Genomic DNA, 25,881 nt, shown 5'->3' with positions numbered 1-25,881 from the left:
ATTATATTCCAGTACTTCCAAATCCATTACTTCCTCTTATGCTGATGTTTAAAGAACATTTTTTCCATTTTATTTTTTTAACATTTTTAATAATCTCTAATATTCCTAATTTTTCCTGAGGTTTTATCATTATATTTTTAAAAAAAACGTTGATTACAAGAATTTGAATTTCTTTACATGAAATAAATTTATTTTTATTCTTTGTAGTATGAATGATACAAATAGATTCTATAAATTTTTTTTTCAAAAAAAAAGAATATCTAGTCTCTTTTAAAATTTTAATAAAAACACCTGTTGAAATTAATTTTCTTTCCAAAAAATTAATGGAAATAGATTTATCTATATTAGCGATTAAAGTGGATTGATATATTTTTTTACGCATAATTCTCTTTTATTTGATTAAATTAATCAATCTTTTTTTTTCTAAAAGAAAAATAACTATTAAATATAAAAATTGTAAAAATAAATTTAATTCCATTTCTTTTTTTATTTTTATCATAAAAACGATAAAAATAGCAAATAAAAAATGAATGATGATGTTTCTTATTTTTTTGTTACAAAATTTAATAAATTTTTTTTTACCCCAAATGTATAAAACTATTAGCATAGTTCCATAGGATGTAAAAGTACCCCAAGCAGGAATCATAAAACTATTATTAAAAATGAAAATAAAAATAGTATTAAATAAAAAAGTAATTAATACTCCGATTAAAGAAATATAAGTTCCAATAATAGGTTTATCTATAATTTTATAAAATATAGATAAATTAGTATAAACTCCTAGAAAAAGATTTCCCATCATTATTATAGGTATAATAGGAATTGCTATATGATATTTTTTATCAATTAAAAATTTCATAAACATGTTAATATTTCCACATATTAATACATAAAAAATTAATCCAAATAGAACAAATATATAAGTGATTTCTTCATAATAATATCTTGCATCAGAGTCTTTAGATTTTTTAAAAAAAAAAGGTTCAATCCCCAATCTAAACATTCTTATATACAGACTCATAAAAGTAGCTATTTTATAACAAGCAGAATAAGATCCATTAATTTCATCTGAAACACATCTTTTAATCAAAATTTTATCCAAATTTTCATTAATAGAAAAAGCGATAGTTCCTAGCATAATAGGCCCCCCATAATTTAACATATTTATAGCAAGAATTTTATTAAATTTTCTTATAGTTACTTTTTTTAAAAGAATAGGAAATATTAAAAATAAATTGATTAAAGAAGAGATCATATTTGCAAAAAATATATAACCGATTTTATCTGTAAAAGAATTAACCCATTTAAAAATGAAAAAAAAGAAAGTTTTTCTGCCATCCATCCCATTTTCACAAAAAAATAAACATATTATTATAAATGATTGTATTAATATATTAATTATATTTATTGCGGAATATTGTAAATATTTATCATTTACGCGAAGCCAAGCCATTGGAAGTATACAAACTGTATCAAAAAATATAATTAAAAAAAACATTAAAAAATATTCTGTATGATTTTGATATCCAGCAATGTAGGATATGTATTTTATTGAATTTATAGAAATGATGAAAAAAAAAGAACTTATCAAGAGTTGCATTATCACTCCCGTTGAGAAAACTATTTCTTTATTATAATTTTTTTTATATAAAAATCTAAAATAGGTACTTTCTAATCCAAAAGAAAGAAATCCTATAATCATGAAAGATAATGCATACATATCTGTATAAAGAGAGAATTCTTCTCTTTTAAAAGAAATAGTAAAAAATTTTAGAAATGCATAATTAACAATTCTGGGAAATATGAATCCTATTGAGTAGACAATAGTTTGTATTGCTAATTTTTTGTACATAGTAAATTTTTTAAATTTAAAAGTTTATAATTTCTGTATTTTTATGTACAAATTTTTTTGAAAAATTTTACATAGAAGAAAGTAACTTTGATAAAGTTTTCAACATATATAAAAAAAATGGATTATCATAAAAAATCAGAAGAGTTTATGCTGTATGCCATAAAACATAAGAGAATTAGTAGCTTAAAAATTGATGAATATATTAAGTTCATGACTCCTTATATTGTAGAAGAAAGAAAATTAAATGTAGCTCAAATGGATGTTTTTTCTCGTTTAATGATGGATCGAGTTATTTTTTTAGGAACTCCAATAGAAGATCAAGTAGCAAATATAGTACAAGCTCAGTTATTATTTTTACAATCTGTAGATTCTATAAAGGATATACAAATATATATTAATTCTCCAGGAGGGGATGTTTATGCTGGATTAGGTATATATGATACCATGCAAATCGTAGAACCAGATGTTGCAACTATATGTACTGGAATGGCTGCATCTATGGCAGCTGTATTGCTTTGTGCAGGTGTTAAAAATAAAAGATCTGCATTAAAACATTCTAGAATCATGATTCATCAACCTATGGGAGGAACACAAGGACAAGCTTCAGATATTGAAATAACAGTCCGTGAAATTTTAAAATTAAAAAGAGAACTTTATGATATTATATCAAAACATTCAGGATTACCTATTGAAAAAATAGAAAAAGATTCAGACAGAGATTATTGGATGACTTCTGTAGAAGCGAAAGAATATGGTATGATAGATGAAATATTAGAAGGAAGAAAAAAATGATCACGACAGGATTCGAACCTGTAATCTACTGCTTAGAAGGCAGTTGCTCTATCCATTTGAGCTACGTGATCTATCGGGGTAGCAGGATTTGAACCTACGATCTCCTGGTCCCAAACCAGGCGCGATAACCAAACTACGCTATACCCCGTTTTATTTTGATTTATTTTGCGGAGAATGTGGGATTCGAACCCACGCGGTATTTATATACCGACAGTTTAGCAAACTGTTCCGTTAACCACTCCGGCAATTCTCCAAAAAGAGACAAATCTAAAATAGATCTATTAAATTAAATTAACAAATAATTCCTTTAATTTATTCCTATATAATATAGAATTATGGATTAGGATATACTATTCTAGTATGATAGATATTCATTAATTTTTTTTTCAGAACTTCTTTTATTTTTTCTATTTCTTTTAAAGTAATATCTGCGTTGGAAAATTGATTCTCTATTTTTTGTTTTTTTATTATATTTTCTACTAGATTTTCTAAATCTTTCGTAGATGGATTTTTTATACTTTTTGAAGCCGCTTCTACAGAATCAGCTATCATCACAATAGCAGTTTCTTTGGAAAATGGTTTTGGTCCAGAATATTGAAATTGTTTTTTATCCACTTTTATATTTGGATGTATTTTTTTTTGTTTATCATAAAAATAATGAACAACACTATTTCCATGATGAGTCCGTATAAAATCAGTAACAGAATCAGGTAAATGATATTTTTTTGCAAGTTCTACTCCTATTGATACATGTTCTAAAATAATTTTAGCACTTTCTTTTGGACTTAAATTTTCGTGAGGATCAATAATATTATACTGATTCTCAGTAAAGAATATAGCATTTTTGATCTTTCCTATATCATGATAAATAGCCCCGATTCTCACTAGTAAAGAATTGGCTTCAATTGCAACAGCAGCTTCTTCTGCGATATTTGCTACTGTTAAAACATGTTGTAGTGTTCCTGGTGCTTTTTGAGATAATAATCTTAATATAGGAGTATTTGTGTCAGATAATTCTAATAATGATATATCTGAAGTTAAATTTAATAATTTTTCAAAAAGAAATATTAATGGATGAACAAATAAAGTTAGGACTCCACTAAAAAAAAATAAATAAAAAGTATATAAAGAAATTTTTACTAAAGATCCTTCACGAATTAAAGTAAGTAAACTAAAAGTAATGGTATAAGTAATAGTTATTTTTACTGCAGCCATAAATAGATTTGCCATTTTGTAGATATTTTTTTTTGTCAACATAACTAAAAAACCTGCAGTGATTTGAAGAAAAATAAATTCAAAACTATTTGGTGTAATTAAGGATAATAATAAAATGGTTATTAAATGAATAAAAATGCTCAAATTAAAATTAAAAAAAGCACGTATACTTATAGGAAGTATACAAAATGGAATTATATATAATATTTTTGAATGATACTTCAAAATTGTAATAGTAATTAATGATATTAATAATATATTAATAACTAAAAAATTAACTTCTCTGTTATTATGAAATATTTTTTTCTCAAAATAAAAAATATATAATATAAATAAAGAGAATATGATGCTTATCATTAAAAAATATCCTATAACAAGACCATAATATTTTCTTTGATTCCATACTTTATTTTCATATTCTTTTTTGAAATAGGATAAAATTTTAAATTTATTTTTATTGATAATATCGTGATTATTAATAATATTATCTCCTTTTGTAAATGAATATTTAATTTTTTTAATAGATTGTATTTTTTTATGAAAAAAAAAATCGGTATGATACTGACTATAAAATAAATTAGGAACGATAATCTTTATTAAAATTTTTTTTAAAATATTAGCACGATAATTTTTCGAACGAAAATTATTTTCGATAATCTTACTCACTTTACTGTGAGTAAAAATTTTTTTATATGAAATAGGAATCCATTTTTTTTTATATTTAAAAAAAATTATGTAAGTTTTATTTTCTTGTTTTATAAAATTATTATTATAATTTTCTATATATCCATATTTATATACCGTATTGATTATTCTATAAATAACATTATAATAATGTTTATTTTTTCGTATAAATGAAATTTTTTTTATCTTTTTTTTTATATTTCTTACTATTTCTTCATTTTTAATACAAAATATTTTTGGATTATTTTTTAAATATTTGATTTCCAGGTTTATATCTTGACTATTTTTTGGAACTAAAAAATTAAATGGAGAAAATAAATTTCCATAAGACCAAGTTTTTCCTTCTGAAAATTCATATTTAAAAATTTCTTTTTTCGGGAAAAAAAATGTCAATAATAAGATTGCAATAATTATAACTAAAATTTTATATGCAATATTTTTATTATAAAATTTGAAGAAGTTAGCCATTACCTAAAAATTGAAGCTTATACAATTTTTTCGGAAGGATGAGTTTTTTTTTCTTTAAATAAGAAGTTCATAGTATAATGATGATAATCATAATAATTATCAATTAACTTTTATTATATTTATTATATTCTTTTTTATATTTATAAGCAGTTTTATGTTTTTGTAACATGTTGGATAACAATCTATTTTCATCATTTATGCTTTCTTCTAAGCAAATAGTAGATTCTGTCCTAAGCACCCCTTTTATTTCTCCTATTTTAGAAATAACATCTCTTGCATCTGAAGGATCTCTGGCTATAATTCTACAAAATAAATTGTACTTACCTGAAGTAATATATAATTGTACTATATTCGGTATTTTTTTTAATTCTTCTTTTACTAATTTAGATTCACGAGAATCCGATAAAATTCCTACAAAAGCTATTAAATGAAAACCTAATGACTCATATCCTATAATTAAAGTACTTCCTTTTATAATTCCTGCATCTTCTAATTTTTTGACTCTAACATGAACTGTTCCAACAGATAATGGTTTAACTTCTTTACTTATTTGTTTACTAATTTCAGTATATGGAGTTCTCGCATTTATATTTAATTTTTTTACAATAGTATTGTCGATTTCGTCTGTATTATATCTTAGAATCATTGTTTTATATTTTTGTTTTTATTTTTTTTGAATAAAGGTATTAAAGGTATTAAATAAATAAAAATCCCAAGGTACAAAACTTTCTTTTGAAGAGATAGGTTCTTGTTTATCAAGAAATTTTGGAATTTATATTCTATATAAAAATAAAAATAGAAAATAATTTCATAGTTGATATGCATGAGTTCATATTGATTTTTAATATTAACATGCAATTGAAAAAATCATTTTATTTTATATATTGAATTTTTTTTTATTAAACTATAGAAACAATGATTTTTAGTATTTAAATAAATAGAAGAATGATTGATAGATTTATTATTATATAATTTTTTTAATTTTTTTAAAATACTTCCATATATAGAAAAGTATAAAAAATTTTTTATAATATCTTTTTTTAAAAAAAACTTTTCTAATGTTAAAATAGACATAAACTGCATAGTTTTTTCTTCAAAAGAATTTAATTTTTCTGATAATTTTTTTTGTATATCTTCATTACTTCCAGGAAACAAAATTTCCATGTTAATATTAGGTCTTTGTATTTTACCATAAATATTAATTCTTAATTCTGTAAATATTACATTATGTTCTGGTTTTTCGATGAAATCTATATATTCAATAACATTGTATACGTATTTAGTTTCATAAACAATCAAATCAATATTTGATTTATGTAAATTGTTTTTCCAAACAATAAATCCTCCTGGTTTTATTTTGAATTTTTTTTCTAATTTTATTGGTATTTTTTCATTATTATAAAAATGATATAGTCCATCTTTTACAAAATATTTACCACTAGTTTGTACATTTTTTTTATATGTTTTTTCTATAAAAAAAACTCCTTCTCCTCTAAATTCAATAAAATGATTTTTATTTAAGAATATTGATACTTTTGTATTTTTATCTATGACAGTTTTTATATCTATTAATAAATAATTATTTTCTTCTTTTTCTTTGTAATCATATTTATAGGATACATTTTTTTTATGATTTTTTAACATTTTAGGGTTAATGCATAAATGAGAAGAATTTAAAATTTTTCCATTATTCATAGAAATACAAATTTTATTTTCTTTTTTTGTTATTTGAATTTCTCCATGAGTAAATATCCTCCCAAATAAAAAATTATTTTGTTTTTCATTAGAGTTTAAAACAAGCAAATTATTTGTATTGATAGATAATTTTATTAAATCCCATTTAATAAGGTTTTTATGGGAAAAAAAACCATTAATATATCCTTTAGTATTATATTTAGTGTCTATAAAAGAAGAAGTAGATAGTATGCAATATTCAGAAATAACATTGAGATAAGCTGTATTTGGAATTTCATAATCTGTATTTGCAGAATTAATTTTGATTCCAAATTTTTTAATTTTTAATTTTCCAAAATAATGAAGATCATTTAAATAACCAAAAACTTGTATTTTACCAGTTAAAAATCCTCTTACTTCACTTTTCATTTTTTTCCAAAAAAAAGAAAAATTATCTATTCTAAAATTTTGAACTATGATATCCAAGTTCAGTTTGGATTTATTTTTTGATTCATTTATAATATTTCCGGATATTTTTAAAATATCATCAGAATTAGAATTTTTTCTAATAACTCCATTGAGTTCATAATTGTTTTTGTTTTTATGTTTATGAAAAGAAAAAATGTAAAAATTTCCTAAAATTTTTTTTCCAATAGAAAAATTTTGAATTACGATATTAATATTAGGTTTTATTTTATTAGATATACTTTTATACAAAAAAGAACCATTTGCAAAACCATCTATATTTTTGTAAAATATAATTTTTTTTAATTGCACATTTTTTAGATAAAATTGAAACGTTTTCTGTTGATTATTAATATAATTTGCATTAATAATAATTTTCTGTTTTTCAGATAAAAAAATTATATTATCAATAATATATTTTTGATTGATGAAATCAATTTTCACCATTCCCAAGTTTGGATAATTGGAATCAATCATCCAATCATATCCATTTATGTTTAATTTCGAAAATAAAGGATAAAATATTAAAAAATCCCCTTTTTTATTGCATATAAAATTGAGCATTTGCTCTTTGTATTCTTCTTTTTTTAATTTTAGAAAAAACTTAGAATTTATTATCCAAAAATTTTTTTGATTTGAAACAAATATATTTATTTTTTTTGAAAAAAATTTTTTGAAAACAATTTTTTCTATATGAATTTGTATTTGATCTATAGAATGAGAATCCACCATTACAAATAATTTATCAAAAAAAATTTGGTTTAACTGCATTGCTTTTGTATAAAAGGTCATTTTAAACTTATTTTCTTTTTTTTCTCCTGAAATAGAAATATCAGAAAACGTATTTTTGTTTTTTGGTATTATTGGTTTGATCAAATCAAAAAAAGATTTTTTAATCAAAAAATTAAAGTTTACATATTTTATTTTTTTTTTACATATATTTTGATTTTTTAATCCATAAATTTTATTTTTCCATTTTATACATTCATAAATACGACCAATAATTATATCATATATATTTATACTGATATTTCTAATAAATTGATTTTCATTATTGATAAACATTATTTTAATGTTTTTTCTATTATTATTATATATAGAAACATATATTTTTTGAAAATAAGGAAGTATTTTTCCTGTGAAATGTATTTTATATTTTGAATGGGAAAACAACAGAGACATAAAAAATTTAGAAAAATTACCTTTGTAATTCAGAATATATAAATCCGATAATGTATTGTTCCATATATCGGAAAACGGTATTTTTTTTGACAAAAAACAAAAAATATTATTTTTTTTAAGCAAAAGGAAAAGATATTTTTTATCTATGGAAATTTTACCTGTATATTGGTTATTTAATAAATCAACAAAAGTATAGATTCTGGCTACAAAATCACGATATTTTATAAGTCCTTTGACTTTAAAAAAATTATGACCAGATAAGGATAAGGTTAAATTTCCTTTATAGATAATAGATTGTTTAAAATCTGAAATGAATCTTGAAAATTTGAATTTGTAATTCAAATTATATGAAATTATTTTTATTATTTCATGAGTATTAAATTTGATAAAAGTTTTAAAAAACTTGATTTTTTTACATTTTTTCTTTTCATAAATAACATGAATTCGATCTGAAAATAATTTGTTTTCTTGTGAATCTTTTATAAAAATATTGTAAAGAGAAAATATTTTTTTTTTATCATTAAACTCCCCATGAATATAACCATGAATAAATACTTTGTAACAAAAATTCCATTTTCTATAAAATAATGTTCCTATATCTGACCCTAATTTTGATCCATCAAAAATTTTACATCGTATATTTATATTTTTGTCTTTATACAAAATTAGAGACCCCTTCAAATAGCTGTTAGGTGTTTTTATAAAAAAATTGTTAATTTCCAATTTTAAAGGATGATGATATATTAAATTATAAAATTTATTTTCTGTGAAAGAATTCTCTTTCATGAGTCCTTTATATTTTATAGAAAAAATAGAAGCTTTTATTTTTTTATTATCAATTCGAATATTTTTTATACAACTAGAAAAAAAATGTTGAAATTGATTGTTAGAATTTGTGTTATTATATTTTAGAAAAGATTTATTTATTGTTAATTTAGTACAGGTAATAAGATTATATTTCCCAAATTTTTTATGAATAAAAAAATTTTTTATAAAAAAAAGAATATTATTTTCTTTTTCTCGAAAATATTTTTTTATAAAAAAAGAAGAATTTTCAATAAAAATATTTTTTATTTTTAAATGTCCCGAATTTATAAAAATAAAATAAAGCAAATTATCAATAGATATTTTACATTTAGGGAAATGAATAAAAGAAAAATGATGATGATCTAAAATTTGTACATTATAAAAAATAAATTCTTTTTTTAAAAAATCAATAGAAGCATGTTTTATAATAATTTTTTCATTCAAATGATTCTTTACTTTTTTTAAAATAAATTTCAAAAAAAATGTGGAAGCTTTTTTTTCTATTTCTTGTTTTTGATAAAAAATAAAAAAAAACAATCCTAACAAAATAAATAAAATAAATATTTTTGTTTTTTGAAATTTATGGAAATAAACATTATTCATTTTCAAATATATTGTTATTTTTTAATGAAAAAAAAACCTATAATTATTGGGATTGAATCATCATGTGATGATACGGGAGTTTCTATTATTCGAAATAGAAATGTTTTGTCTAATATTATTATTCATCAAAAAATTCATAAAAAATATGGAGGAGTTGTTCCTGAATTAGCTTCAAGACAGCATGATTTAAATATTACAAAAGCCGTTAAACAAGCTATTTTATTATCAAAAGTTTCTATCAATCAAATTGATGCTGTATCTTTTACTTTAGGACCAGGATTAATTGGCCCATTATTAGTAGGGGCTTCTTTTGCAAAATCATTTTCTATGGGATTAGAAATTCCTTTATTGACTGTAAATCATATACAAGCACACATTCTTTCTCATTTCATACAAAATGCTAATATTAATAATTCCTATCCAAAATTTCCATTTTTAAGTTTAGTTATAAGTGGAGGTCATACTCAAATTATACAAGTTGATGATTTTTTTAAAATGAAAATATTAGGATCTACTTTAGATGATTCTGTAGGAGAAGTTTTAGATAAAATTGCTAGAGCATTGGGATTGGATTATCCAGGTGGACCCATGATAGAATATTTTTCTAAAAATGGAAATAATAAAAAATTTATTTTTTCAAAACCTACAGTAACTGGACTAGACTTTAGTTTTAGTGGATTTAAAAGCGATGTCATTCGATTTCTAAAAAAAAGGTTAAATAAAAATATGTTTTTTATAAAACAAAATTTATCTGATATTTGTGCTTCTATACAAAAAACCACAGCTGAAATACTTTCAGAAAAAGTACAAAAAGCTATTTTAAAAACTGGAATTTATAGAATAGCTTTAGCAGGAGGAGTTTCTGCAAACTATGAAATTATACGAACATTTATGTCTTTTGAAAAAAAGGACAAAAGATGTAAAATTTTTATTCTAAAAAAAGAATACACCACTGACAATGGAGCTATGATCGCCATTACAGGATTACTTAAATATGAAAAAAATTTATTTGACTCTATTCATGTTACACCATATTCAAAATTTAAAACATTTTAATTGTTCGTTTTTTGTTTACATACATGTACATATTAAGTTTCTATCTCCATATCCATCGTCAACACGATTTATTGGAGGCCAAAATTTTCTGTCCTTAATCCAAGGTAAAGGATAAGCTGCTTTTTCTCTACTATAAGGATATATCCATTCATTTTTAGTCAAAATATCTATACTATGTGGAGCATTTTTTAATACATTATTTATTTTAGAAAATTTGCCATCCTCAATCTCTTTAATTTCTTTTCTTATGCTGATAAGAGTTTCAATAAAACGATCTAATTCTTCTTTAGATTCACTTTCTGTTGGCTCTATCATCATACATCCTTCTACAGGAAAAGAGATAGTGGGAGCGTGATACCCATAATCCATCATTCTTTTTGCTATGTCTATAACTCCTATTTCCATATATTTAAAAATTCTACAATCTATAATTAATTCATGTGCAACAGTGTTGTCTTCTCCTACATACAATATGTTATAAAACTTTTTCAATCTTTCTTTTATGTAATTTGCATTTAACACAGATATTTCCGTACATTTTCGAAGTCCATTTGGTCCCAATAGACGGATATAAGCATAAGAAATTGTTAAAATTAAAGAAGAACCATATGGAGAAGAGGAAACAGTTAATGTATTTTTGTCTCTTTCGTTCTTTTTTTGTTTTTGAAAAGGATGATTTGGTAAAAAAGGTTTTAAATGTGAAGCTACACAAATAGGACCCATTCCAGGTCCTCCTCCACCATGAGGAATGGCAAAAGTTTTATGAAGATTAAGATGACAAATATCTACACCTAAATATGCTGGTTGAATTAATCCTACTTGAGCATTCATATTTGCTCCATCCATATAAACTTGTCCTCCATTTTCATGAATTATATCTGTAATTTCCTTAATATCTTTTTCATATACTCCGTAAGTAGAAGGATAAGTGATCATGAATACAGATAATAAATTTTTATTTTCTTTTACTTTTTTTAATAAATCGTTTTTATTAATTGATCCATCACTGGTTGTCTTTATTAATACGACTTTCATACCGGCCATATTTGCTGAAGCAGGATTGGTTCCATGAGAAGAATAAGGAATTAATGCTATATTCCTTTGATGTTCTTGTAATGAATTGTGATAATGTTTTATAACCATGAGCCCTGCATATTCACCTTGTGCACCTGAATTTGGTTGTAAAGAAATTCCAGAAAATCCAGTAATTTCTTTCAAATATTTTTTTAAATTTTTAATGACAAAATGATATCCCATTGCTTGTATATCAGGAACAAAAGGATGAATATTTTTCCATTCATGTTGACTTAAAGAAAATAACTCCGCAGAAGCATTTAATTTCATAGTGCATGATCCAAGTGGAATCATGGAATGAGTCAAGGAAATATCTTTTTTTTCCAATCTCTTTATATAACGTATTAGCTCATTTTCTGAATAAAATTTACGAAAAACTTCATGTTCTAAAAAATTAGAAGTTCTTTTTAAAAAACTAGGAAATTTATCATGAATATTCGTATTATATGTTTTTTTATACGTTTTTTTATCTTGATTATATGCTTCATAAAAAATAGATAAAATATGATTGATATCTTTTTGTCTAGTTGTTTCATCTAGAGTAATCGTTAAATAATTTTCATTTATATACCTAAAATTAGTTTTTCTACGTTCTGCCACTTTTTTTATTTTACTAACGTAATCTGTTTTAATTCTTAGAGTATCAAAATAAAAAGCATTTACTTGAAAAAGATAATTTATATTATTTATTAATAAAAATTCTAATTTTTTAGCATATTCATGAATACATTTTGCGATCTCTATTAATCCATTTTTTCCATGATATAAAGCATACATAGAAGACATTATAGCGGGAAGTACTTGTGATGTACAAATATTAGAAGTTGCTCTTTCTCTTTTGATATGTTGCTCTCTTGTTTGTAAAGCCATACGAAAAGCTTTTTTATTTTTTTTATCCACAGATATTCCAACAATTCTTCCAGGAAGAAAACGTTTATATCGTTCATGAGTAGAAAAAAAAGCGGCATGAGGCCCACCAAATCCCATAGGAATACCAAAAGATTGACTGGATCCAACAACAACATCTGCCCCCCACTCCCCAGGAGGTTTTAACAAAGATAAAGATAAAAGATCTGTAGAAACTATTACTGAGATTTTATGACGTTTTGCATATTCAATTGTGTCACTGTAATCGTATATTTCTCCTAAGCTAGAAGGATAAGATATTATTAATCCAAATATTTTTTCATTTTCATATTTTTTTTTTAAATTTTTGTGACTGTCATATATGACATGTATCCCCAATCCAAAACATCTTGTTTTTAAAACAGAAAAAGTTTGTGGAAGTATTTCATTAGAAATAAAAAAATGATAATTATTATCTATTTGTTTTTTTTTGATTTTTTCTTGATAAATCATGAACATCGCATCAGCTGCAGCGGTGGATTCATCTAACATAGAAGCATTACTGATTTTCATTCCGGTTATATCTGAAATCATAGTTTGAAAATTAATTAAAGCTTCTAAACGTCCTTGAGATATTTCTGATTGATAAGGGGTATAAGGAGTATACCAACTAGGATTTTCCAGAATATTTCTTTGAATAACACTTGGAGTTATGGTATTTTTGTATCCCAATCCTATATAAGAACGATAAATTTTGTTTTTTTTGCTTATTCTATAAATGTGATTTAAATATTGATATTCAGAAATAGATTTAGGAAGATTTAATTTTTTTTTTAAACGTATTTCTTTTGGAATAGTTTTATTTATAAAATCCTTAATAGAAGAATATTTTAATTTTTTTAACATATTACGGATTTCGTGACTAGACGGTCCTATATGTCTATAATAGAATTTTTTAACGGAACCCTCTTTCATAATAGAAATTGTGTTTATCTTTATTACATTACAAATTTAGCTATTAAAATAAAAATAAAATGAAAGTAACTATTATTGGAGCAGGAAATGTGGGTGCTTCTTGTGCTAGTTTATTAGCTCAGAAAGATATAGTCAAAAAAATTGTTTTGTTGGATATTATAGAAAAACTTTCAGAAGGAAAAAGTTTAGACATATCTCAAATGCTTCCTATGATTCAATCAAATACTGAAATTATTGGAATTTCCAATGATTATTCCAAATCCAAAAATTCGGAAATCATTATTATTACTTGTGGAATTCCGAGAAAACCTGGAATGAGCAGAGATGATCTTGTAAAAACTAATGCAAAAATCATTCGTTCTGTAACTGAAAAATCTATTTTCTTTTCTCCAAAAGCTAAATTGATCATTGTATCCAATCCATTAGATGTTATGACGTATGTAAGTTATATAACGGCTAAAGTGGATTCTTCTCGTATCATTGGAATGGCCGGAATATTAGATTCTACTAGATATCGTTTTTTTTTATCAAAAAAATTAAATGTTTCTCCTATTGATATACAATCTTTATTATTAGGAGGTCATGGGGACACAATGGTTCCTTTATATAGATATACTTCTGTATCAGGAATTCCCATAAAAGAATTCTTATCAGAAGAAGATAATAATGTAATTATTGAAAAAACAAAAAAAGGAGGAGAAGAAATAGTAAATTTTTTAGGCACATCTGCTTGGATGGCTCCTAGTGCATCTGTTGTAAAAATAGTAGAAGCGATTTTAAAAGATTCTAAACGTATTTTTCCGTGTTCGGTTTTTTTAAAAGGACAATATGGATTGAAAGATATGTGTTTAGGAGTTCCAGTTATTTTAGGAAATAATGGAATAGAAAAAATTGTAGAACTACAATTGAATCAAAAAGAAAACAATCTTTTGAAAAGATCAGCTTTTCATGTAAAAAATATGATCAAAAAACTATAAAATTTTATCTTTCTATAAATATTAACAATTCTCCTTTTTTGTAATTAATTTCTATTCTCTGACTGTAAGCTTCATTTCTTATGCCTATATTTTTTCCTATTTTTAATAATCCTTTCTTTATAGAATATTTGAGTCCATAGGTATATAATCCTTCTACTTTAGGAAATGGAAATAAAGATACTTTTTTATTTTTTTTATGGTAAAAAGAAGTTTTTTTATCAGAAAAAAAATAGAAATGATGTTTGTCATGAAATATGATAGATAATTTTTTTTTATATTTTAAAGCTGTTGATAAATTTCCCAAAAAATGATCTTGTTCCATTCCACTTGCTCCCCAAACATTTATGTTTAAAAATCCTTTATGATAAATAATATTTAAAGCTTTATCAAAATCAGTATATCTTTGATCATAAGTTTTTAATAAAAGAGTTTCTAAAGGAACATCCTTTTTTGAAATAGAAAGAGAATCAAAATCTCCAATAACATAATCTACTGAAATACCATATCTATTTAAATAATAAAAAGCTCCATCCACTGCAAAAATCTTTTTATAAAAAGAAAATTTTTTTTCCAAGAAAGGAGGAGTTTCTCCATTAAGAAATAATCCCACTTCCGGACCATAAAATCGATGATTCATTTTTTATTGTAATTATTAAAATTTATGATTCGATTCCCTAAATAAATTTTTTTTACAACAGGATCTTGCATAATTTCTTCGGTGGATCCATATTTAATAATTTTACCATTAAACATTAAATAAATACGATCTGTTATTGAAAAAATTTCTTGCACATTATGATCTGTAATTAATAGACCTATATTTCTCTTCTTTAGAGAAAGAATTATTTTTTGTAAATCTTCTATAGCTATTGGATCTATCCCAGAAAAAGGCTCATCTAAAAAAATAAATTTAGGATTTATAGCTAAACATCTAGCAATTTCGGTACGTCTTCGTTCTCCCCCAGAAATAATATCTCCCCGATGATTTATGATTTTTTGTAATCCTAATTCTTCAATAAGTTTTTCTGCTATTTTTTTTCTTTTTTGATCCGGTATTTTTTGCATTTCTAATATGCATAAAATATTATCTTTTACAGATAATTTTCTAAATATAGATGGTTCTTGAGCTAGATATCCTATTCCTTTTTTAGAACGTTGATACATTGGATTTGATGTAATATCCTGGTTAAAAAGAAATATTTTTCCTCTATCTGGTTTAATTAATCCTATAATCATGTAAAAAGAAGTTGTTTTTCCTGCCCCATTAGGCCCTATTAATCCTACTATTTCACCTTTATTTAATTGAAGTGAAACATTTTCGACTACATATTTATTTTTATATTTTTTATATATATTTTTGACTTTTAAAGTCATAAATTAATTTTTAAAATTTTTTTTTATTTTTTTATTTAATAAAAAAATATGAATATTTGTATGTGATGAAAAACTTTATTATAATTATAAAATGTTTTTTTGTTGCATTTTTATATGTTGATTTTTTATATTCTTCTAGTTTAGAAAAACTTAGTGGTATTTCTGTAATAATTGGAAATGATATCATTTTAGATTCTGAAATTGGGAACCTTGATGATAAAAAATCGTTGTGCAATCCTGATATTATAAATGATTTTTTGATTCAAAGATTTATGCTTTATTATGCAAAAAAAGATAAAAGCATACAAATCAATGATCGAGAGTTAGAATTAAGAACTCAAATGTTTATATCAGAAATGAAAAAAAAATATGTTAATCGAGAAGAATTTTTAACACAATTAGAAAATAAAAATTTTTTAAAAGAAATAACTGAAAAAATTATAAATCAACAGTATATAGAAAAATACTACAATAAAATTACAAAAGAGGTGGAAACTTCTCCAGAAGAAGTAAAATATTTTTTGTTAAAAAAACAGAATAAAATTCCTTACTACCCAAAAAAAATATGTATTTCTTATATAATTTTTTATCCTAAATTAAGTCAAACTAACAAAAAAAAAATAATTGGTTTTTTGAATAAAATCAAAAAAGAAATACATTCTGATACTGATTTTTATATCAAAGCTATTTTATATTCTGAAGATGAAGCTTCTGCATTACAGGGTGGTTTTGTAAAGGATATAAAAATCAACGATCTATCAAAAAAATTTGCACATTTAGTTTTATCCTTAAAAGAAGGAGAAATGTCTGAACCTTTCGAAACAGATTTAGGATTTCATCTTATAAAGATGGAAAAAAAAAGGAAAAATGATATTGATTTTAAACACATTTTAATCAAACCTAAATATTCTAAATATGAATTATACAAAACAAAATCATTTGCAGAATTTTTTAGAAAACGTATTATCAGTCACAAAATAAATATAGATCAAATACCTAATTTATTAAGTCAAAATAAAATAGTAAATGTAATAGTGCAGAATAAAATTTGGATTGATGAAAATCAACTATCAAAAAATATGAAAAAAGCATTTATTCTTTTAAAAAAAGGAAAAATTACTTATCCTTACAAAGAAATTATAAACGGAAAAGAAGCATTTGTTATATTTAAATTATTAGATGAAATTCCATCCCAACCTGTTTCTTTTGAAAAAAATTATTCAATACTCAAAAATTTTGTAATAGACATTAAAAAAAAAGATAAAGTAAAAAATTGGGCAAAGGAAATATTAAAAAAGACTTATTATGCAAAAAAGATGAATTGTTAATTTTTTTTGTTCAAAGATTCTTTATATAATCCGGAATAATATCCATTTAATTGAATCAATTCTTTATGAGTTCCTTTTTCTACAATACATCCTTTATCAATAGCCAATATCTTATCCGCATTTTCTAATGTAGAAAGACGATGAGTGATGATGATAGAAGTTTTATGTTTAGTTAAAATATCTGTGGCATGATAGATCATTTTTTCTAATTCATTGTTTAATGAAGCAGTTGCTTCGTCTAATATAAGTACAGAATAAGGATGCATTTGAACTCTTAAAAAAGAAATCAATTGTTTTTCTCCAATAGAAAGTAAATTTCCTCTTTCTTTTACTATGAATTTATACCCGTTAGGTAAAGATGTAATAAAATTATGGATTCCTATTTTTTTTGCCATGTTTTCTATTTGATCAAGACTAATAGATGGATTTCCTAAAGTAATATTATTAATAATCGAATCATTAAACAAAAAAGTTTCTTGTGTAACCACTCTTATATGAGATCTTAAATTTTTCAGTTCAATATCTTGAATTAAATGTCCATCAATCCGAATATTTCCTTTTTTTATTTCATACAATCTAGAAATTAAATGAGTGATTGTAGATTTCCCAGAACCTGTTGATCCTACTATTGCTACTTTTTCCCCTGGGTTAATTTCAAAAGAAATTCCATTCAATACCATTTCATTATCTATATAAGAAAAATAAACATTATTAAATACAATATGTCCTTTTAACTTTTTGAAACGTAAATTCCCTCTATTAATAATAAATTCTTTAGAATTTAATATAGAAAATATACGTTCAATACCAGCTATTCCTCTTTGTATTATATTAAATCTATCAGCTATTTGTCGCATAGGACGAAAAAGAAGATAAATAAAAAAAATAAAAGCAATAATTTGTCCCGGTTTAACATTTCCTATTTCAATTGCATGAAATCCTCCATAAAATATGATAATACTTATTGTTACAGCAGAAATTATTTCTACTATAGGAAAAAAAATAGAAAAATAAAAGATGGTTTTAAAATGAGCATTCATTAATTTATGATTAATAGATTTAAATTTTAAATATTCTTCTTTCTCCTTATGAAAAAGTTGAATAATAGACATTCCTATAATATTTTCTTGTAAAAAACTATTTAAACGTGAGGTTTGAATCCGTTCTTCACGAAACGTTTTTTTTAACGTTTTTTGAAAAAAACGAGTTATGATATACATAAAAGGAATAGTTAGGGAAACTATAAAAGATAGTTTTTGATGAACTGTATACATCATAATAATAATCATAATAATCCTAAAAACATCTCCAGAAACAAGCAAGATTCCATCATTAAATATTACAGTTATGGTTTCTATATCTGATACAGAATAAGATACTAATTTTCCTATTGGAGTTTTATTAAAAAAAGAATTTTTAAAATGTAATAATTTTTCAAATAAAAGAATTCTAATTTTTTCAATTACATTTTGTGCTAATACATTAGATAGATATAATAAAATAAAATGAAATATACTTTCTAAAAAAAGAAGTATGCTGATTAATATTAATATATTTTTCAATCCTAAAAAATCTTTGTAAAGAATATGAGTATCTATAGCTTTTTGTATTAACTTAGGACGATAAGCTGAAATAAAAGAAATTAATATAGAAGTTGTAATCGTTGATATTAATATAAGTTTATAATTTAAACTAATTATAATAAGCTGTTTTAAAGATGAATTTTGTTTATTCCAATTTTTTTTCATAAAAAATCTCTTCTGTATAGAGAATATTAGTTAGAAACAAACCACATGCAGGGACTATAAATTTGCAAAAATTAGAATCTCTTAATTCTATAATTTTTACAAATTCATTTATGCTGATTTTATTTCTTCCTACATCAATAAGCCTCCCTATAATAGCTCTAACCATCGATCTTAAAAATCGATTAGCTTCAATTGTAAAGCATAAAATGTTATTATTCTCAGACCAACTTGCATGATAAATTTGACATATATTGTTTTCTTCTTCATTTTTTCTTTTTTTTTTTTTTTTACAAAAAGAACTAAAATCCTTATACTCCATGAGTTTTTTTGAAGCTATATTCATTGTTTGAATATTGAGTGGATAAAAACAGTACCAAGATAAATCTTCATTAAATGGATTTTTTTCGCGCGTTAAATAATATTTATATGTTCGTTTTATAGCATCAAATCTTGCATGAATATTTTTTTTTACTGGAAAAATATTGAATACTTTAATAGATTTAGGTAAAAAAACATTTAATCTATCTACGAAATTATTTTTAATTTTTCTTTCATAATCAAAATGAGCAAACATTTGTTTAGCATGAACTCCTTTATCTGTTCTACTAGCCCCTACAACATTTATAGATGTTTTCAATAATTTTGATAAACAATATTCTAATTCTTCTTCTACTGTACTTACTTTTTTTTGAATTTGCCATCCAAAAAAATGTTTTCCATTATAAGCTAATTCAATGAAAAATCTCATTTATATTATTTTTTTTTAAAGTTTATTTAAACTTTCTAGAATAATAGAACATCCTTTTTGGATTTCCTTTTTTGTAATTGTTAATGGAGGAGATATACGTAAAGAATTGTTATGAAATAAAAAACGAAATAATATTAATCCTTTTTTTATACAATTTTTAAAAACTTTTTCTACTGTCTCTTTATTTTTTAATTCAAAAGATAAAATAAGACCTTTTCCATGAATATTTTTAATTTTATTATGAACCAAATATTCTCTAATCCATTTTTCTTTCACAGATACTTGTTCCATTATATTGGAATTAATAAGTTGATTTAAAGTAGCTAAAGAAGCAGAAGCAGAAACAGCATTTCCACCAAAAGTAGTTAAATGTCCTAAAGGAGTAATATCACGAAAAGTTTTCATAATTTTTCTAGAAGAGACAAAACCACTGATAGGCATTCCTCCTCCCATTCCTTTTCCCATTATTAATATATCAGGAATGACTCCATAATGTTCAAATGCAAAAAGTTTTCCTGTTCTTCCAAATCCAGTTTGGATTTCGTCAAGGATCATTAAAGCTTTCTTTAAATTACATTGTTTTCTTACTTCTTTTAAAAAAGAAATATTAGGTAATATAATTCCAGCAGAACATTGAATTGTTTCTAAAATAATACAAGCAGTTTTGTTTGTAATAGAATTAATTAATTCTTCTACATGATTAAATGTGATAAATTTAATTAAAGGTAACAAAGGTCTAAAAGACCTTTTATAATTTTCATTACCCATAACACTCATGGAGCCATGAGTATTTCCATGATAAGACCATTTACAGGATATAATTTCTTCTCTTCCAGTATAACATTTAGCTAATTTTAAAGCTCCTTCTACAGCTTCTGTTCCAGAATTAACTAAATAAGTAGTAGTTAGTGGATATGGAATATTTTCTGATATTTTTTTACAAAGCATCACACTAGGATTTTGTATAAATTCTCCATATACCATGGTATGTAGATATTTATCTACTTGTTTTTTTATAGCTTCTTTTATTTTTTTATTTCCATGTCCTAATACATTTACGGAAATTCCTGCTACAAAATCTAAATATTTTTTACCATCTTTTCCATAAATATAGCTTCCTTCCGCGTGATTGACTATGATATTCATGGGAGATGGATTGATTTGAGTTTGATATTGAAGAAAGTCCTTTTCTAATTCTTTCATAAAGAAGGATTTTATTCTATTTAACCATAATTTTAATTTGTTTTTTTTCTAATAAACTTTCTTTTTTATATTTGTTTATTTCTTTATATATAAAAAGTTTTTTATCATTTTTCGGTTTATCTTTTTCTTTCCAAAATTTATGAAAATAAAGGAGTTCCTTAGGACTTTTTTTATGAATAGGAATTAATTCTGAATATGCTTCTCCTATGCAAGAGATTTTTTTTATTTTATTTAATTTATCTAAATCTATAGATAGAACACCACAGGATAATTTATTAATTATTTTATTAAAAAAAATAATACTGTTAATATTTTCTTTAATTATTATTTTTTCTAAAATATTTTCTTTGTTAAAAAATCCAGTCATAATATCTCCTTCTATATGATTAAACTCTTTTGAGTTTATTTTTTCTATATAAAAAGCATTTTTAACAATTTTTATATATTTCAAAATATCATTATTTTCCTTTTCAAAATGTATATATATGATTTTTCCAGTAATTTGTTTATTTTGAAACCAAAATATGGGATTTCCATCAAATTGAACATAATCATTTGAAGATTCATAATTAAAAGAATCACATTTTCCTTGAATAGATTCATTCAATAAAAAACTTTTTACAGAAAAAGCTTGAATCGAATATGTATAGTCCTTTTTTATATTTATTTTTAAAATGTTTGAATAAATGAAAACAGAATTATTTTTTTTTAATATTTTTATAATTTTCGGATTTTTTTCGAAAATTAAGGATCCAGAATGAAAATCAAATTTTCCATGTCCACTCATCAAAAAATATTTTCTTTTTGAATCTTCAAACAAAACATTTTTAATAAATCCATACTTTTTTTTGTGATCAAAAAATAAATATTCTCCTCTCACAATTTTTCCATTATAATAAATACTTACATAATTTTTAAATAAAAATATTTTTTTATTAAATGAGAATAGTGCTTTTTTAGCATAAATAAAATTATTAAGATTTGTATTTTGCACTATAATCACGGTGTCACGAAAATTTACTTGATTTTGTTCCAACAGATATTCTAACGTATTGGCATATGCAGTATAATTTTTGCTAATCAATTTAATTTCATGTTTTAATTCTATCTTTTTTTTATTAAAATAAAAAAAACCTTTTTTACTATATATAGTATAATTTCCATAATATATAATGCTATTTTTTTGTAAAAAAATTTGATTTAGTATAAAATTATATTCTAATATATTAGTAGTTAATTTGGTTTTATCAAAAAATAGGACAACATTATTGATAGCTTGAAGTGATTTTTTTTGAAAATTATAATTAATAATTTCCGCTGTTAATTTTATTTTTTTTTGATACAGAATTACCTTACCTGATAATTGAAAATCAAAAAAATTACCTGTTATATTTTTAGATACTATTTTAGTTTTTTTTGACTCTAATCTCACATTTCCATATCCATAATATTTATTATTTTTTTTATTATATATAACCTTATCACAAAAAAGATGATACTTATCATATTTTAAATGAACGTTTCCTATTAAAACAAAAGTTTGATCATGATTATTATTGTTTCGTATTATATCAGCATGAACGATTTGTACAATTTTTTTTACTTCATTAGAAGTAGAAGAAAATCCTTTTAAAAAAAAAATAAAAATAAAAATTAACATTACATATTTCACAATAAATTATTAAAATAATTAATTTTTATATGCTATTAAGGATATTTCAATATTAGCATTTTTTGGAAGAGCAGAAACTTGTATAGTTTCTCTAGCAGGATAATTTCCTTCATGAAAAAATTTGGAATACACATTATTTATTCTAGAAATAAAACTTATGTCTGTTATAAAAATAGAAGTCTTTACAACATTTGAAAATCCTATTCCATTTTCTGAAAGAATAATTTTTATATTTTCCATAACTTTTTTTGTTTCTATTTCTATATTCCCTGATATTAGCATTTCTTTTTTTTCATCTACAGCTATTTGTCCAGAAATAAATAAAAAACCTGCAACAAGAACACATGTATTATATGGTCCATAAGATGGAATTTTTTCTATTGAAAATTTTTTTGGTATCATGATTAATTAGTTTTTTTCATTGTATTGTATAATATTTCTGAAGTTTGGATCTTTTAATCCAATAAAAAAAGACCAGGAATAATTTTTTGCAAGAACACAATTAAAACTCATATCAAAGCTTCTTATATCTCTATCAAAAATAATATTAGCGAATATGATTTGATTTTTTAACAAATTGTAATCTGTATTAAAACTTATTTTCCAATATTTTGTAATATTTATAGATCCATTAAAATTTAAAAGAGTATGAAATAATTGTTTTTTGTTAAAAAAATTTTTTTCATAATTGGAATGAAAATCAATTTTTAAATTTAACGGGATTGAATATTTTGCATAATTTTTTCTATCGAAAAAAAAGTAATCATAACGATTTTTCCCTTTTTTTTGAAATTTATTTTTAACAGGAAAAAAATTTATTTTATAATTAGAAGAAAAAGAAAAATCAAAATATATTATTTTATTTTTTTTTTCTTTTTTTCCAAAATCTATTCCTACTTTATATTTGATTTCCGAATTTTTTGCTAAATCAGTATTACCCGTAATATGAAAATTTTCCCATTTCATAAAATTATGATCAATAAGAAATGAGGTATTTATTTCTTTAAAAATTTCTATTTTTTTCTCAACACCATTCCATGGATTTTTTATTGTACTTATACAATCGTTATCTAAAATAAAATTTATTCTTTTCTCAAAATGATTTTTTACGTTATAAAAAACAGGAGGAAAGTATTTAACATGAAAAGATAAAATAGGTTTTATTTGATGTTTTAATAAAAAAATATTTTTAAAATTCCAAATTTTATAGAACGGAATAGATACTATATTTGTTGAAAAATCTAAGTTTTGAAAACTTGAAACATAAAAATCTTGGAAATTCCATGTATAAAAATCTTTATACAAAATTTTAGATGAACCCTTTAAATAAGGATAAAAAAAATAAAAATAAGTAGTCATGCTCATATTATGATTCAGTCCAGCATGAAAATATATTGTTTTATGAACATCTATAAAATTATTGAATTGGAATCTGTTTTCGATATTTATATGATTTAAAAAAGAATTTTTTTTATCATGAAAAAGTATATTATTTGTATGGAAAATAAATTCTGGAATGATAAATTTAATTTTCTTTTTATCATGATATTGAATCATATAAAAATCTATAAACCATAAATAATTATAAAACTTTTTTCTTATGTTTATATAAGAAAAATTAATATTTTTATTATGTAAAAAAATATTATCATAATTAATATTCGCATTAAAACTTATTTCAGAATTCGATTTAAAATCTGAATTATGTTTCCATTGAAATAAATAATTTTTTTGTTCATTGAACATATTTTGATAATCAAAATTAATCAATCCATCATAAGCATATCTCAATTTATATTCTATTTTTGTTTGAATTTTCCATTTTTTAGTATTATATATGGAAGTATTTATTCTAAAATTGAATAAATCAGAAATAGGAAAAAATAATCCTAAATCTTCCATATAAATTTTTTTGTCTTGAATTCCTAATTTTGGATACAAAATACCATAAGATGCTTTTTTCAATTCTATAGGCATATATAAAAAAGGTAAAAAAATAGGCATTGGGACTTTATACCAATAAAAAAAAATTGGACCAGAAAAAATATATTTTTTTAAATAAGAATATTTTAAATAATCTGTTTTTAAATAAAAATCAGGAGAATTATCTTTTTTTTCTAAAAAAAAAGAATCTGATATATATGTAATTTTTTTCATTAAAATATCCTCTTTTTTTTTTAAAATATCATTAGCTATCACAATATGATTTTTTTCTTTTATATAGAAGTTTTTTGCTTCTCCTATTTTATGATTTAAATTGAAATGAATTTTATTTAAAAAATATAGTTGATTTCCTTTTTGTAAAAAAACAGATTGTTCTTTTGATTTCGCATATAAATCTCCAGTTTTCCAGCTTAATTCTATATAATCAGCTTCAATTTTTGTGTTATCATATTCTACAGAAGCTTGTCCTTTTAAATATGATTTTCCTTCTTTTATATCATGTTCTTGTATATCCGATTTATATTTTAAAACATCTTTCAAAAAAGAAAAATCATTTTTTATTTTATGATGATTATCAAGAATACGATTTTCTTTTTTTTCGTTTCCGTAAAAAATGGATATAGAAAACATAAATAATATGATATAAACAGAAATTCGAATTTTATACAATTTTTTTTACATATAATTTATCCATACATAATCCTAACATTTCTAAAATAGTTAAATTAAATATTGGATGATTTTTATTTGGTGCGATTTCACACATAGGTTCTAAAACAAATCTTCGTAAATGTAATAATGGATGAGGAATTGTCAAAATGAAACTATATATAATAATATGATCATAAAATAAAATATCTATATCTATTTCTCGATTTTGATATTCTCCTGTACAAATATTTTTTCTTCTACCTACAATAAATTCTACATTAAAAATTTTTTTTAAAAGATCAATAGGAGAATAATCTGTTTTTATGTATAAAGCTCTATTATAAAAAATAGAATAATTTTTCATATTCCATGCTTCGCTTTCAAAATATGATGAAATTCTAATAATTTTACCTATTTTTTTAGAAATTAAAATTAAAGATTTATCTAAATATTTTTTTTTATCTTTTTTATTACTTCCTTGCAACAAGAATACATCGTGTTCTTTCATATTAAAACAAAATTATTACAACATATTCATAATAT

19 protein-coding genes and 3 tRNA genes are annotated in these 25,881 nt (G+C 22.7%); 4 read left to right on the top strand and 18 right to left on the bottom strand.

What is annotated here, in order from left to right:
- Window position 1: 1 nt before the first annotated feature.
- Window positions 2-382 carry a hypothetical protein gene (locus tag BGIGA_RS00170; protein ID WP_014726362.1) on the bottom strand — a complete coding sequence of 127 codons (381 nt, stop codon included), beginning with the start codon at window positions 380-382 and terminating at the stop codon, window positions 2-4.
- A 9-nt stretch (window positions 383-391) separates the two neighbouring features.
- Complete coding sequence (locus BGIGA_RS00165; protein ID WP_014726361.1) at window positions 392-1,852, bottom strand: lipopolysaccharide biosynthesis protein; 1,461 nt, start codon at window positions 1,850-1,852, stop codon at window positions 392-394.
- A 117-nt stretch (window positions 1,853-1,969) separates the two neighbouring features.
- Here BGIGA_RS00165 and clpP point away from each other — a divergent pair, with 117 nt between their 5' ends.
- Complete coding sequence (gene clpP / locus BGIGA_RS00160) at window positions 1,970-2,644, top strand: ATP-dependent Clp endopeptidase proteolytic subunit ClpP (RefSeq protein WP_014726360.1); 675 nt, start codon at window positions 1,970-1,972, stop codon at window positions 2,642-2,644.
- On the opposite strand, the gene BGIGA_RS00155 is transcribed toward clpP, so the two are convergent.
- The 6 genes from BGIGA_RS00155 to BGIGA_RS00130 form a co-directional block, all read right to left on the bottom strand.
- Window positions 2,642-2,715: transfer RNA gene (locus BGIGA_RS00155), tRNA-Arg, on the bottom strand. The genes clpP and BGIGA_RS00155 overlap by 3 nt on opposite strands.
- A gap of 2 nt (window positions 2,716-2,717) precedes the next feature.
- Window positions 2,718-2,792 (bottom strand) — tRNA-Pro (locus BGIGA_RS00150).
- Window positions 2,793-2,812: 20 nt separating this feature from the next.
- Window positions 2,813-2,897: transfer RNA gene (locus BGIGA_RS00145), tRNA-Ser, on the bottom strand.
- 80 nt (window positions 2,898-2,977) lie between these two features.
- Window positions 2,978-5,011: an HD family phosphohydrolase gene (locus BGIGA_RS00140; RefSeq protein ID WP_014726359.1), complete on the bottom strand. Its 2,034-nt coding sequence runs from the start codon at window positions 5,009-5,011 to the stop codon at window positions 2,978-2,980.
- Window positions 5,012-5,114: 103 nt separating this feature from the next.
- Complete coding sequence (locus tag BGIGA_RS00135) at window positions 5,115-5,657, bottom strand: Lrp/AsnC family transcriptional regulator (RefSeq protein ID WP_014726358.1); 543 nt, start codon at window positions 5,655-5,657, stop codon at window positions 5,115-5,117.
- A 221-nt stretch (window positions 5,658-5,878) separates the two neighbouring features.
- The gene (locus BGIGA_RS00130) at window positions 5,879-9,742 is read right to left on the bottom strand and encodes a translocation/assembly module TamB domain-containing protein (RefSeq protein ID WP_014726357.1); all 3,864 of its coding nucleotides are present in this window, start codon (window positions 9,740-9,742) and stop codon (window positions 5,879-5,881) included.
- Window positions 9,743-9,766: 24 nt separating this feature from the next.
- Here BGIGA_RS00130 and tsaD point away from each other — a divergent pair, with 24 nt between their 5' ends.
- Window positions 9,767-10,798, top strand: a complete 1,032-nt coding sequence (gene tsaD, locus BGIGA_RS00125; RefSeq protein ID WP_014726356.1) for a tRNA (adenosine(37)-N6)-threonylcarbamoyltransferase complex transferase subunit TsaD — start codon at window positions 9,767-9,769, stop codon at window positions 10,796-10,798.
- A 15-nt stretch (window positions 10,799-10,813) separates the two neighbouring features.
- On the opposite strand, the gene gcvP is transcribed toward tsaD, so the two are convergent.
- The gene (gcvP, locus tag BGIGA_RS00120; RefSeq protein WP_014726355.1) at window positions 10,814-13,693 is read right to left on the bottom strand and encodes an aminomethyl-transferring glycine dehydrogenase; all 2,880 of its coding nucleotides are present in this window, start codon (window positions 13,691-13,693) and stop codon (window positions 10,814-10,816) included.
- A 59-nt stretch (window positions 13,694-13,752) separates the two neighbouring features.
- Here gcvP and mdh point away from each other — a divergent pair, with 59 nt between their 5' ends.
- Complete coding sequence (mdh, locus tag BGIGA_RS00115) at window positions 13,753-14,670, top strand: malate dehydrogenase (RefSeq protein WP_014726354.1); 918 nt, start codon at window positions 13,753-13,755, stop codon at window positions 14,668-14,670.
- Between the two features lie 4 nt (window positions 14,671-14,674).
- Here the strand turns inward: mdh and BGIGA_RS00110 are convergent, their stop codons facing one another.
- Both BGIGA_RS00110 and lptB read right to left on the bottom strand, forming a co-directional pair.
- Window positions 14,675-15,307 carry a thiamine diphosphokinase gene (locus BGIGA_RS00110; protein ID WP_014726353.1) on the bottom strand — a complete coding sequence of 211 codons (633 nt, stop codon included), beginning with the start codon at window positions 15,305-15,307 and terminating at the stop codon, window positions 14,675-14,677.
- Window positions 15,304-16,044, bottom strand: coding sequence for an LPS export ABC transporter ATP-binding protein (lptB, locus tag BGIGA_RS00105; RefSeq protein WP_014726352.1), 741 nt, complete (start codon window positions 16,042-16,044; stop codon window positions 15,304-15,306). The genes BGIGA_RS00110 and lptB overlap by 4 nt, the downstream gene beginning before the upstream one ends.
- A 65-nt stretch (window positions 16,045-16,109) precedes the next feature.
- Here lptB and BGIGA_RS00100 point away from each other — a divergent pair, with 65 nt between their 5' ends.
- Entirely contained in the window at window positions 16,110-17,372 is a 1,263-nt protein-coding gene (locus BGIGA_RS00100; protein WP_014726351.1) for a peptidylprolyl isomerase, read from the top strand.
- Here the strand turns inward: BGIGA_RS00100 and BGIGA_RS00095 are convergent.
- From BGIGA_RS00095 to folK, 7 genes are read right to left on the bottom strand one after another with little or no spacing between them, the layout of a single operon-like run.
- On the bottom strand, window positions 17,369-19,120 hold the full coding sequence (locus BGIGA_RS00095) for an ABC transporter ATP-binding protein (protein ID WP_014726350.1): 1,752 nt from the start codon (window positions 19,118-19,120) through the stop codon (window positions 17,369-17,371). The genes BGIGA_RS00100 and BGIGA_RS00095 overlap by 4 nt on opposite strands.
- Window positions 19,101-19,868, bottom strand: a complete 768-nt coding sequence (gene truA / locus BGIGA_RS00090; RefSeq protein WP_014726349.1) for a tRNA pseudouridine(38-40) synthase TruA — start codon at window positions 19,866-19,868, stop codon at window positions 19,101-19,103. The genes BGIGA_RS00095 and truA overlap by 20 nt, the downstream gene beginning before the upstream one ends.
- A gap of 15 nt (window positions 19,869-19,883) precedes the next feature.
- Window positions 19,884-21,071 (bottom strand): aspartate aminotransferase family protein, encoded by a 1,188-nt coding sequence (locus BGIGA_RS00085; protein ID WP_014726348.1) that lies wholly within the window; start codon window positions 21,069-21,071, stop codon window positions 19,884-19,886.
- 16 nt (window positions 21,072-21,087) lie between these two features.
- The gene (locus tag BGIGA_RS00080; protein WP_014726347.1) at window positions 21,088-22,731 is read right to left on the bottom strand and encodes an OstA-like protein; all 1,644 of its coding nucleotides are present in this window, start codon (window positions 22,729-22,731) and stop codon (window positions 21,088-21,090) included.
- Window positions 22,732-22,761: 30 nt separating this feature from the next.
- Window positions 22,762-23,145, bottom strand: a complete 384-nt coding sequence (locus BGIGA_RS00075; RefSeq protein WP_014726346.1) for a Rid family detoxifying hydrolase — start codon at window positions 23,143-23,145, stop codon at window positions 22,762-22,764.
- A gap of 6 nt (window positions 23,146-23,151) precedes the next feature.
- A complete protein-coding gene (locus BGIGA_RS00070; protein WP_238526737.1) occupies window positions 23,152-25,356 on the bottom strand; it encodes a putative LPS assembly protein LptD in 2,205 nt (734 codons plus the stop codon).
- Window positions 25,349-25,846 (bottom strand): 2-amino-4-hydroxy-6-hydroxymethyldihydropteridine diphosphokinase, encoded by a 498-nt coding sequence (gene folK, locus BGIGA_RS00065; RefSeq protein WP_014726344.1) that lies wholly within the window; start codon window positions 25,844-25,846, stop codon window positions 25,349-25,351. The genes BGIGA_RS00070 and folK overlap by 8 nt, the downstream gene beginning before the upstream one ends.
- Between the last annotated feature and the right edge of the window lie 35 nt (window positions 25,847-25,881).

This window comes from Blattabacterium sp. (Blaberus giganteus) (genome assembly GCF_000262715.1).
Taxonomy (GTDB): Bacteria; Bacteroidota; Bacteroidia; order Flavobacteriales; family Blattabacteriaceae; genus Blattabacterium.
Note: the sequence above shows the minus strand (reverse complement) of the source record. Positions and strands in the feature narration are given on the sequence as shown.